The 11,455-nt window shown below is 72.6% G+C and carries 9 protein-coding genes and 1 pseudogene; 6 read left to right on the forward strand and 4 right to left on the reverse strand.

Annotation, left to right across the window (positions count from 1 at the left end):
- Positions 1-134: 134 nt before the first annotated feature.
- Both npdG and AB0F38_RS03475 read left to right on the forward strand, forming a co-directional pair.
- Complete coding sequence (gene npdG / locus AB0F38_RS03470) at positions 135-845, forward strand: NADPH-dependent F420 reductase (protein WP_361885885.1); 711 nt, start codon at positions 135-137, stop codon at positions 843-845.
- An 80-nt stretch (positions 846-925) separates the two neighbouring features.
- Positions 926-1,111, forward strand: coding sequence for a hypothetical protein (locus AB0F38_RS03475; protein WP_361885888.1), 186 nt, complete (start codon positions 926-928; stop codon positions 1,109-1,111).
- A 4-nt stretch (positions 1,112-1,115) separates the two neighbouring features.
- Here the strand turns inward: AB0F38_RS03475 and AB0F38_RS03480 are convergent, their stop codons facing one another.
- Entirely contained in the window at positions 1,116-1,931 is an 816-nt protein-coding gene (locus AB0F38_RS03480) for a site-2 protease family protein (RefSeq protein ID WP_361885891.1), read from the reverse strand.
- Positions 1,932-2,055: 124 nt separating this feature from the next.
- On the opposite strand from AB0F38_RS03480, the gene AB0F38_RS03485 reads away from it, so the two are divergent.
- Entirely contained in the window at positions 2,056-5,394 is a 3,339-nt protein-coding gene (locus AB0F38_RS03485; RefSeq protein ID WP_361885894.1) for a BTAD domain-containing putative transcriptional regulator, read from the forward strand.
- Here the strand turns inward: AB0F38_RS03485 and AB0F38_RS03490 are convergent, their stop codons facing one another.
- From AB0F38_RS03490 to panB, 3 genes are all read right to left on the reverse strand, one after another.
- Positions 5,395-6,243, reverse strand: a complete 849-nt coding sequence (locus tag AB0F38_RS03490) for an ABC transporter permease (RefSeq protein ID WP_361885897.1) — start codon at positions 6,241-6,243, stop codon at positions 5,395-5,397. It abuts the gene before it with no gap.
- Positions 6,240-7,262 carry an ATP-binding cassette domain-containing protein gene (locus AB0F38_RS03495; protein WP_361886750.1) on the reverse strand — a complete coding sequence of 341 codons (1,023 nt, stop codon included), beginning with the start codon at positions 7,260-7,262 and terminating at the stop codon, positions 6,240-6,242. The genes AB0F38_RS03490 and AB0F38_RS03495 overlap by 4 nt, the downstream gene beginning before the upstream one ends.
- 111 nt (positions 7,263-7,373) lie before the next feature.
- A complete protein-coding gene (panB, locus tag AB0F38_RS03500) occupies positions 7,374-8,261 on the reverse strand; it encodes a 3-methyl-2-oxobutanoate hydroxymethyltransferase (RefSeq protein ID WP_361885900.1) in 888 nt (295 codons plus the stop codon).
- A gap of 166 nt (positions 8,262-8,427) precedes the next feature.
- Here panB and AB0F38_RS03505 point away from each other — a divergent pair.
- The 3 genes and pseudogenes from AB0F38_RS03505 to AB0F38_RS03515 form a co-directional block, all read left to right on the forward strand.
- Positions 8,428-8,578 (forward strand): annotated as a pseudogene (locus AB0F38_RS03505) (TetR family transcriptional regulator); the annotation flags it as partial.
- Positions 8,579-8,745: 167 nt separating this feature from the next.
- The gene (locus tag AB0F38_RS03510; RefSeq protein WP_361885903.1) at positions 8,746-9,771 is read left to right on the forward strand and encodes an endonuclease/exonuclease/phosphatase family protein; all 1,026 of its coding nucleotides are present in this window, start codon (positions 8,746-8,748) and stop codon (positions 9,769-9,771) included.
- A 443-nt stretch (positions 9,772-10,214) separates the two neighbouring features.
- Positions 10,215-11,423, forward strand: coding sequence for an MFS transporter (locus AB0F38_RS03515; RefSeq protein WP_361885906.1), 1,209 nt, complete (start codon positions 10,215-10,217; stop codon positions 11,421-11,423).
- Positions 11,424-11,455 lie beyond the last annotated feature (32 nt).

The raw sequence follows: 11,455 nt of genomic DNA on the forward strand, positions 1-11,455 counted from the left end.
CCCGGACGGGAACGTCCGGGACCGAGCACTGCCGGTGGCGGTGCCCGCCGCGATCGTCCTCGTCACCGTGACGGATGTCGCGGAGCGGCGACGGCGCAGGGTGCCCTTCCCTACCTCACAGTAGGGTCGGCGTCATGACTACGAATGACAGTGGCAGCGCGGCCAAGCCCCCCGCCAAGGACCCCTGGGACCTCCCCGACGTGACCGGGCTGACCATCGGCGTACTCGGCGGCACCGGGCCCCAGGGCCGCGGTCTCGCCTACCGCTTCGCCCGTGCCGGGCAGAAGGTCGTCATCGGCTCCCGCGCCGCCGGCCGGGCCGAGGCCGCCGCCGCCGAGCTGGGCCTCGGCGTCGAGGGCGCGGACAACGCACAGTGCGCGCGCCGCAGCGACGTCGTGATCGTCGCCGTGCCCTGGGAGGGACACGCCGCGACGCTGGAGTCCCTGCGCGAGGAGCTCGCGGGAAAGCTCGTCGTCGACTGCGTCAACCCGCTCGGCTTCGACAAGAAGGGCGCCTACGCCCTGAAGCCCGAGGAGGGCAGCGCCGCCGAGCAGGCCGCCGCCCTGCTGCCGGACTCCCGGGTCACCGCCGCCTTCCACCACCTGTCGGCGGTGCTGCTCCAGGACCAGGCGATCGACGAGATCGACACCGACGTCATGGTGCTGGGCGAGGCCCGCGCCGACACCGACACCGTGCAGGCACTCGCCGGCCGCATCCCCGGGATGCGCGGCGTCTTCGCGGGCCGGCTGCGCAACGCGCACCAGGTCGAGTCGCTCGTCGCCAACCTGATCTCGGTCAACCGCCGCTACAAGGCACACGCGGGGCTGCGCACCACCGACGTATGAGCCCGTGCCCGGAGCCGAAACGGGCATGAGGGACACTGGACGGGACCGCGCACCATCCCCGGACAGGAGCACCAGCCCTCATGCCCCGCCTCGCTCTCTACGCCCTCGCCCTCTGTGTCCTCGCCGTCGTCGCCGCCGTGGTCTCCTTCGTCCAGGGCAGCGTCCTCCTCGGGATCGTCTGGGTGCTGATCGTCGGCCTCTCCTCGAACATGACGTGGTTCTACCTCCGCAAGCACAAGGCGGAGACGGAAGCAGCCGCGAGCTGAGGGCTCACGCCCCCCGCGGCACCGCGCAGCCCGGGTCCTGGTCGCCGAACCACTCCTGCCAGAAGCGGTACGTGTCCAGCCCGCAGTACGTCTCGATCTCGCTGACCCCCAGCCCCCGCAGCAGCGCGTCGACCGCGTCGAAGAAGACGCCGTTCACCTCCGGGATCCACAGCAGTCCGAAGACCGCGATCAGCCCGAACGGCGCGAACGGCTCCACCTGGCGCCGGACCTTGTACGACAGCCAGGGCTCGATCACCCCGTAGCCGTCCAGCCCCGGGACCGGCAGGAAGTTCAGGATCGCGGCCGTCACCTGGAGCAGCGCGAGGAACGCCAGCGCCAGGCGGAAGGACAGCGGCACACCGTCCAGCGCGTCCAGCCAGAACGGCGCCGTGCAGACGACCGCGAACAGGACGTTCGTCAGAGGTCCGGCCGCCGAGACGAGGCTGTGCTTCCAGCGGCCGGTGATCCGCCCCCGCTCGATGTAGACCGCACCGCCGGGCAGACCGATACCACCCATGATCACGAACAGCACGGGCAGCACGATGCTCAGCAGGGCGTGGGTGTAGGCGAGCGGATTCAGGGTGAGATAGCCCTTCGCCCCGATCGAGATGTCCCCGCTGTGCAGCGCCGTGCGCGCGTGCGCGTACTCGTGCAGGCACAGCGAGACGATCCAGGCCGCCGTGACGAACAGGAAGACCGCGAAACCGGTCTGCTCGGCGAAGTCCGTCCACACCGCCCACCCGGACACGGCCATGACGGCGACGATCCCGAGGAAGATCGGGCTGACCCGCCGGTCGCTCCGGCGGATTGCGGTGGTCATCTGCGGAACTCCTGGTGGCTGGACGTCAGTCGGCGAGCCCCGACACTACGGGTGACACGGCGGGAACGTCTCGCGGACCGGTGGTGGTTCCACGAAGCGCGCGGCCGTCACGGACAATGGGCGCGTGCACTACAGCATCCTCGGTACCACCCGCGCGCTCCGCGACGACGGCACGGCCGCGACCCTCGGTGGGGCGCGGCTGCGCGCCCTGCTCACCGTGCTCGCCCTGCGCCCCGGGCGTACGGTCCCCGCCGGGATGCTCGTGGACGAGGTCTGGGACGGAGATCCGCCCGCCGATGCCCCCGGCGCCCTCCAGGCACTCGTGGGCCGGCTCCGGCGTGCGCTCGGCCGGGACGCGGTCGACTCGGTGGAGAACGGCTACCGGCTCGCCGTCGCCCCGGACGCCGTGGACCTCCACCGCTTCGAGCGGCTCGCGGGGGAGGGGGCGCGGGCCCTGGAGGCGGGCGACGCGGCGCGGGCGGTCACCGTCCTCGACGAGGCGCTCGCCCTGTGGCGCGGGCCCGCCCTCGCCGATCTGCCGGACCGCGCAGTCGCCGCGGCCCGCTGGGAGGCCCGGCGCGTCGAGGCGCGCCGCACCCGGATCACCGCCGTCCTCGCCCTGGGCCGCGCCGAGGACGCCCTGCCCGAACTCGCCGCGCTCTGCGCAGGCCACCCGACCGACGAATCCCTGCAGGCGCTCCGGATCACGGCGCTGCGGGCCGCCGGACGCCCCGCTCAGGCCCTCGCGGCGTACGAGGACGCGCGCACCGTGCTCGCCGACCGCCTCGGCACCGCACCGGGACCCGAGCTGCGGAAGCTGTACGAGGAACTGCTGCACCAGGACCCGCCCCCGCCCGGGCCGGCGCCCGTCCGCATCCGGCCCGGCAACCTCCGGGCCAGGCTCACCAGCTTCGTGGGGCGGGAGACGGACATCGCCGCGCTGCGCGCGGAGCTGCCCCGGGCCCGCCTGATCACCTTGCTCGGCCCAGGCGGCGCCGGAAAGACCCGGCTGTCCCAGGAGGCGGCCGAGACGGTCGCCTCCTCCTGGCCCGACGGGGTCTGGTTCGTCGAGCTGGCGCCCGTCGAGGACCCGGCCGCGGTCGCCGAAGCCGTACTGGGCGCGCTCGGTGCCCGGGAGACCGTGCTGCGGGGTGCGGGAGCCGAGGAGCTCCGCGCCGTCGAACGCGCGGCCGAGCGTGGCTCCGACCGTGCCGGGAACGCCGTCGTCCCCCTCACCGAGTACTGCTCCGGCCGCCGCATGCTCCTGCTGCTCGACAACTGCGAGCACGTGATCGACGCCGCGGCGGAGCTCGCCGACCACCTCCTCGCCCACTGCCCCGGCCTCACCCTCCTCGCGACGAGCCGTGAACCCCTCGGCGTCCCCGGCGAGTTGCTGCACCCCGTCGACCCGCTGCCCGACCCCATGGCCCTGCGCCTGCTCGCCGACCGGGGCGCCGCCGCCCGGCCCGGCTTCCGCGTCGACGCCGACGAGGGGACCGCGGCGGCGTGCGCCGAGATCTGCCACCGCCTCGACGGTCTGCCGCTCGCCATCGAACTGGCGGCGGCCCGGCTGCGGATGCTCGGCCCGCGCCAGATCGCCGACCGGCTCGACGACCGCTTCCGCCTGCTCACCAGCGGGAGCCGTACGGTGCTGCCGCGCCAGCAGACCCTGCGGGCCGTCGTCGACTGGTCGTGGGACCTCCTCGACGCGGCCGAACGCGCGGTGCTCCGGCGGCTGTCGGTGTTCGCCGGAGGCTGTGCGCCGACCGCTGCCGAGGAGGTCTGCTCCGTCGAGGGAGTCGACGCCCGCGACGTCGTGGCGTTCCTCGGCTCCCTGGTCGACAAGTCCCTCGTGGTCGCGGCCCCCGACAGCGACGGCGGGATGCGCTACCGGCTCCTGGAGACCGTCGCCGAGTACGCCTCGGACCGGCTCGACGAGGCCGGGGAGCGGGCCGCCGTCGAGCGCCGGCACCTCGTCCACTACCGGGAGCTCGCCCGACTCGCCGAGCCCCGGCTCCGTGGCGCGGGGCAGCAGGACGCCATCGCCCTGTTCCGGCGCGAGTACGAGAATCTGCGCACCGCCCTGCGCCGTGCCGAGGCCGCCCGGGACGAGCACGAGCTCCTCTGCCTCGTCCTCTCCCTCGGCTGGTACTGGCAGATGCGCGATCTGCGGGCCGACGCCCGGCACTGGGCCGACGCCGCGGTGCGACTCGGCCCCGACCCGTTCGCCGAGCCCCTCGAACCGGCCCCCTCCCTGCTGGAACGGTGCACCGACCGCCCGCCCCCGATGGAGCCCGAGCAGCTCAAGGAGGCCCGGCGCGGGGTACGGCTGATCCAGCTGGTCAACATGGATCACCTGGCCGACGAGTGGACCACCGACGAGGGCATGGCACGGCTGAGAGCGATCGCCCGGACCTACCGGGCCGGACAGCCCCAGACCTGCCGTACACCGGGATCGCTCTGGCTGTTCGCCGTCCTCTTCACCGGGGAGGCCCACCAACTGCGCGAGCTCATGGACGAAACGGTGCGCGCCTGCCGGGAGTTCGGCTACGAATGGGAGCTCGCCGCCGCCCTGCAGATGCGGGCCAACGTCCTGGCCAACCGCCCCAGCTGGGCGGGCGGGGCCCGGCAGGACGCGGACGAGAGCCTGGACATCTTCATACGCGTCGGCGACACCTGGGGCGCGGCCGAAGCGCTCTCCTCCCGGGGCGAGGCCCACGAGCGTGCCGGTGAGAGTGGCGCGGCGGCCGAGGACTTCCGTACCGCGATCACCTACGCCGAGCGGCTCGGAGCCCGGTCCCAGGTCGCGCTGCTGCGCGCCAAGTACGCCTCCGCCCTCTGCGAGACCGGCCGGGGCGAGGAGGGGGAGTCCCTCCTGCGCGAGGTGCTGGCCGGAGGCCGGCAGATCGGGCACGAGGCGATGCCCGCCGCCCGGCTCTACCTCGCCATGTGGCTGGGACGGACCGGCCGTACGGCAGAGGCGCGGGAGCAGCTCGGAGCACTGCGCGGGGAATTCGGCTCGGAGACGGTGGCGCTCTTCGAAGGGTTCGTGCTGGGCCTGCTGGCCTGGCTGGACAATGTGGACGGTCGGTACGCCGAGGGCCTGGGCCAGGCCTTCCGCGCGCTGGAGCGGTCACAGGAGCCGATGTCGCAGATGGTGGCACCCCACATGCCGGCCCTGCACCTGGTCGTCGTCGCCTGGTCGCTGGGCGGGCTCGGCGGCGAGCGGCGGGGCAGGGACGCGGCGCGGCTGCTCGGACTGCACGAGGCGCTGCTCCCGGACGGCCACGTACCGAACGTGACGGAGCGGCAGAACCGTACCCGCGCGGAGGAGTTCGCCCGTGCGGGCCTGGCGGACGACGCCGCCTTCGACGCCGCGTACGCCGAGGGCGGCGGCCTCACGCTGGACGAGGCCACCGCCCTGACGGACGCGTACGTGCGGGAACGGGAACCCGCCCCGTGATCAGGTCCGCCTGCGGAACCTGCTGACCGCGAGCGGGCCCGCCACCACGGTGATGCCCAATGCCCAGGCGAGGGTCACCCACACCGAGTCGGCGACCGGTCCGCCCATCATCAGCCCGCGCACCGCGTCCGCCAGATTGGACAGCGGGTTGACGTCCGTGAACGTCTGGAGCCAGCCCGGCATCGTCCGGGTCGGCGCGAAGATCGACGAACCGAACTGCAGCGGCATCAGCACCAGGAACCCCACTCCCTGAACCGCCTGGGCCGTCTTCATGGCGAGCCCGAGCAGGATGAAGATCCACATGATCGCGCCGGCGAACACCGCCGAGAGCGCGACGGCCGCGAGCAGTCCGGCCACCGAGGTGCCCAGCTCCATGCCGAGCGCGAAACCCATGCCGAGCAGGATGACAGTGGCGATCATCATCCGGCCGAGCTCGACCACGATCTTCGCGACGAGAACCGAGGAACGGGCGATCGGCATCGTGCGGAACCGGTCCATGACGCCCTTGCGGAAGTCGTCGTTGACGCCGGTACCCACCGCCGACGCGATGTTCATGCCCATCATCGCCATCAGGCCGGGGACCAGGTAGTCGAGGTACTCCTGTCGGCCGCCGCCCATGCTCCCGCCGACGGACCCGCCGAAGACGTACACGAAGAGCAGGGTGAAGACGACCGGCATCAGGAGGACGTCGAACATCGACTCCGGATCCTTCTTGATCTGGAGCAGATTGCGCCGCACCAGCGCCCCGATGTGCCGCAGGTTGCCGCGCAGTCCGATCCGGCCCTCGTCGGAGGGCGTCCTCACCGGTGCGGGGCCGGTGGGCGTGGGCGTCAGTGTCGCCGTGCTCATGCCGCGAACTCCTGGGGAATCGTGCCGGCCGGGTGGGTGGACTTCTCGCCCGTGATGGCGAGGAACACCTCGTCCAGGCTGGGCAGGGCGGTGGCGACATGGGCGAGCGAGAAGCCCCGGGTGCCGAGCAGCCCGATGACGGCGGTCAGTTGCTCGTCGCTGAGGATCGGCACGTACAGCAGGCCCTCGTCCGGGACGGCCTGCGCACCGGCGATCCCGTCGAGCCCGGCCTCCCCGAGCGCCTGCGCCATGGCGGCCAGCCGTTCCGGGTCCGAGGGCCGGATCTGCAGGGTGCGGCCGCCGACCTTCGCCTTGAGCTCGTCGACCCCGCCACCGGCGATGATCCTGCCCTGGTCGATGACGGTCAGCTCGTCGGCGAGCCGTTCGGCCTCTTCCATGTACTGGGTGGTGAGCAGGACGGTCGCCCCTTCCGCGACCATGCGCTGCACCTCGTCCCAGACCTCGTTGCGGGTACGGGGGTCGAGGCCCGTCGTGGGTTCGTCCAGATAGAGGACGGACGGGCTGCCGATCATCGAGGCGGCCAGGTCGAGCCGGCGCCGCATGCCGCCGGAGTAGTCCATCGCGGGCCGCCCGGCCGCCTCCGTGAGCGAGAAGCGCTCCAGCAGCTCGTCGGCGCGGGAACGCGCGGTCCTGCGCGGCAGGTCGAGCAGCCGCCCGATCATGTAGAGGTTCTCCCAGCCGGAGAGCTTCTCGTCGACGGAGGCGTACTGCCCGGTCAGGCCGATGGTGCGGCGCAGCTGCCGGGGCTGCTTCACCACGTCGTATCCGGCGACGACGGCGTGGCCGGCGTCCGGGACGACCAGGGTGGACAGGCAGCGTACGAGTGTGGTCTTGCCGGCGCCGTTGGGCCCGAGCACACCGAGGACGGTGCCCTCGCGCACATGGAGGTCCACGCCGTCCAGTGCCTTGGTCGAGCCGTAGTGCTTGACCAGCCCGCGCACCTCGACGGCGTTCGTGCCGCTTCCGGGGTTCCTGTCGGTTCGCGTCATGTCCACCATCACACCGGTCGCCACCGACAGGTCACCGACAGCGGACCGACGGCAGGGCGACAGCCCGCCGATGGGGGAAGTCGGCGGGCTGTCGGTGGTGCGGCAGTGGTCAGCGGGGCGTCAGTGGAAGGTGTGCTCCGCCTGCGGGAACGTTCCGCCGACGACCTCGCCGGCGAACTCCTTCGCGGCGTCCGAGAGCACCTGGCGCAGGTTCGCGTACTGCTTGGTGAAACGGGGCACCTTGCCGCCGGTCAGTCCGGCCATGTCCGTCCAGACCAGCACCTGGGCGTCCGTGTCGGGACCGGCGCCGATGCCGATGGTCGGGATGTGCAGGGTGCGGGTCACCTCGGCGGCGAGCTCGGCCGGCACGAGCTCCAGGACGACGGCGAACGCGCCCGCGTCCTGCACCGCCTTCGCGTCGCGCAGCAGCTGCTGCGCGGCCTCCTCGCCGCGGCCCTGCACCCGGTATCCCATCGTGTTGACGGACTGCGGGGTCAGGCCGATGTGGCCCATGACCGGGATGCCGGCCTCGACCAGCAGCCGGATCTGCTCGTGCGACCGCTCGCCGCCCTCCAGCTTGACCGCGCCGACACCGGAGTCCTTGATCAGCCGGGTGGCGTTGCGCAGGGCCTGGACGGGGCTCTCCTGGTACGCCCCGAAGGGCAGGTCGGCGACGATCAGGGCGCGCGTGGTGCCCCGCACGACGGCGGCGGAGAGCATGGCCATCTCGTCCATCGTGACGGGCACGGTGGTCTCGTAGCCGAGGTGGCAGTTGCCCATCGAGTCGCCGACGAGCATGACCGGGATGCCGGCCTCGTCGAAGACGGACGCCGTCATCGCGTCGTAGGCGGTGAGCATGGGCCACTTCTCGCCCCGCTCACTGGCGGCGGCGATGTCGTTGACGGTGACGCGGCGGGTGCTCTTTCCCCCGTACAACGCCTTGCCGGCGGCGGGGGAGGGACCTGCGGAGGGTGTGGCGGCCTGATTCTGCGCAGCCTGAACAGACATGGCGTACGGCTCCTTCGTCATCTCGTGGCGCCCTGACGGCGTCCCCGGATCCCTTCCATGGTGGCATCCCGGGGCCGTTCCCGGGAAGTGGGCCCCGCAGCGCCGCCGCGGAGCGGCCGATCCTCGACGCCGTCGTGGAACTGCTGGAGACGGGCGAACCCCTGGCCTGTTCCTCGGCCCGATGCCCGTACGCACCGTCCACCGCCCCGAGGCGCCCCTGCCCGGACCTCGCCGACCGCATCATCCGGGTCCTGCTCCAGGGCCTCGCCCCGAAGCGGCACGCCACCGGCGAGACCCCGGCAGCCGCCGGCGCATGAGCATTCCGCCACAAGCCCCCACAACCACCCCCTCGGGCGGAACCCGCGACACCATTTCCGTCGTCCTGATGCGCGTACGGCCGTCGTCGACGGCAGGAATACCGCCGTTCATCGCCTAGGGTCGTGAGGCGCGGCGATGTGTAGGGCAAGGCAGTGAGGACAGCGCGATGGTGCAGGCGTACAGGGCGGACACCGAGAACGCCGACCGAGGTCCGCAGGGGCCCGGCTCCGGCTTCCAGGCCCTGCGCCACAGACTGACGATGGACCGGGGCATCTGGCGGCGGGGCATCCTCCTCGCGCTCTGCTCGGTCCTCCTGACCCTGGTGATGATCTTCCACGCGGAGATCCCCAACACCATCGGCAACACCGGCAGCCTCATCGAGACCTTCCTGCCTTGGTTCGGCCTCCTCGTGGCACCGCTGCTGATCCTCGGCCTGGTCCGGCGTTCGGCGACGGCGCTGATCGCCCTGCTCCTGCCGGTCGTCGTCTGGCTGAACGTCTTCGGCGGCCTGCTGTTCGCCGACAAGTCGGGCACCGGCGGCAACCTCACCGTCGCCACACACAACGTCAACGCGGGCAACCCCGACCCCGCGGGCACCGCCCAGCAGGTCGCGGGCTCCGGCGCGGACGTCGTGGCCCTCCAGGAACTGCCCGGCGGCCAGGTGGCCGCGTACGAGAAGGCGCTCGCCGCCCGCTACCCGCACCACTCGGTGCAGGGGACCGTCGGCCTGTGGAGCAAGTACCCCCTGACGGGCTCCCGTCCCGTCGACATCAAGCTGGGCTGGACCCGCGCCATGCGTGCCACGGTCATCACGCCGGACGGCTCGATCGCTGTGTACGTGGCCCATCTCCCCTCCGTACGGGTCAAGCTGCACGCGGGCTTCACCGCCAACCAGCGGGACAAGAGCGCCGACGCCCTGGGCGAGGCGATCGCCGACGAGCGGCTCGACCGGGTGGCCCTGCTCGGCGACCTCAACGGCACCATGAACGACCGGTCCCTGAACGCGGTCACGGCCCAGATGCGCTCCACCCAGGGGGCGGCGGGCGACGGCTTCGGCTTCAGCTGGCCGGCGTCGTTCCCGATGGCGAGGATCGACCAGATCATGGTCCGCGGCGTCGAACCCCTCTCGTCATGGACCCTCCCGGCCACGGACAGCGACCACCTCCCGATCGCGGCCCGCATCCAACTCTGAACCCACCGGGCAGTCCACCGTGGCGCCGCCCACGCGCTCCCGCGCGCACGGAAGCGTGAGTCCGGCCGCTCCGGGGCCCGGGCCGGCGTTTCCCAGGGGCACGAGGCCCGCGTGCCGGCCTTCCGGGCCCTCCTCGCCGGCCCGGGCATCAGAAGCACCCGTGATCTTCGCCACCGGACCCGCCGGCTGACCGTCTTCCCGCACCGGCTCCGGCCCACCGCCGCGTCCGCCCTGACCAGCGGTCCAGGCGTCACCGGGCTGCCGGAGCGGGCCCGGTCCGCACCTGGGCGCAACGGAGCGTTCACCTCCAGGCATAAAACGTCTGCCACACTTTGTTCCGGACGTATACATAGTCCGGACCGGCAACGAAGCCGACGCTCCCACCACCTCCCGCCACCCGGCTCCACAGGCCGGGCCGCGCGCCTGCCCGAAAGGTCTCCTCCATGCCCCTGGCCCTGCTCGCCCTCGCTGTGAGCGCCTTCGGCATCGGCACCACCGAGTTCGTGATGATGGGCCTGCTGCCCAACGTCGCGGACGATCTGGGAACGTCCGTGCCGACCGCCGGCCACCTCGTCTCCGCGTACGCGATCGGCGTCGTCATCGGCGCCCCGCTGCTCACCGCCCTCGGCTCACGCATCCCGCGCAAGCGGATGCTCCTGCTGCTGATGGCCCTCTTCACCGTCGGCAACCTCGCCTCGGCGTTCGCCCCCGACTTCGGCTGGCTGCTGGCCGGCCGCCTCCTCGCCGGGCTGCCGCACGGGGCGTTCTTCGGGGTCGGCGCCGTCGTCGCCGCCCGGCTCGTCCCGGACGGGCGGCAGGCACGCGCCGTCGCGACCATGTTCCTCGGGCTGACCGTCGCCAACATCGTCGGCGTACCGGCCGCCACCCTGCTCGGCCAGCACCTCGGCTGGCGCGCCACCTTCGTCGTCGTCTCGGTGATCGGGGTCGGCGCCATGGCCGCGCTCGCCCGGCTCGTGCCGCGGATGCCGGTCGAAGCACACCAGGACGTACGCCGTGAGATGCGGACGCTCGGCAACCGGCAGGTCCTGCTCGGGCTGCTCACCGCGGTCCTCGGCTTCGCGGGTGTCTTCGCCGTCTACTCGTACCTCTCGGCCATGACGACCGAGGCGATGGGCTTCGGCGAATCCTCGGTGACGCTCGTCCTGGCGCTGTTCGGTATCGGGATGACCCTGGGCGCGCTGGCCGCCGGACCGCTGACGGACCGGGCGCTGCGCCCCACGCTCTACGGGTCGCTGGGTGCGCTGGCCGTCGTCCTGGTGGTCTTCCCGTTCACCGTGCACGTGCAGTGGGCGGCGCTGGTGATGGTGGTGCTGCTCGGCGGGATCGGCTTCATGACCACCACGCCGTTGCAGATGCTGGTGATGAACAAGGCCAAGGACGCCCCCACCCTCGCCTCCGCCTCCAACCACTCCGCCTTCAACCTGGCCAACGCGGGCGGCGCCTGGCTCGGCGGGGTGGCCATCGCGGCGGGGTGGGGCTGGACGTCACCGGCCCTGGTCGGCGCGGTCCTGGCGGTCGCCGGTCTCGCGGTGGCGGTCACGGCCGGGTTCCTGGACCGGACCCCGGGAACCTCACGGGTCGTGGCGGGTGCCGCCGCGGTCCACAGCAAGCAGGCGGCCGAGGTGCGCTGAGGCGCACCCCGGCCCCAGGAGGCGTACGCCGG

Source organism: Streptomyces sp. NPDC025273 (assembly GCF_040638585.1).
In the GTDB taxonomy this organism is placed as follows: domain Bacteria; phylum Actinomycetota; class Actinomycetes; order Streptomycetales; family Streptomycetaceae; genus Streptomyces; species Streptomyces cinereorectus.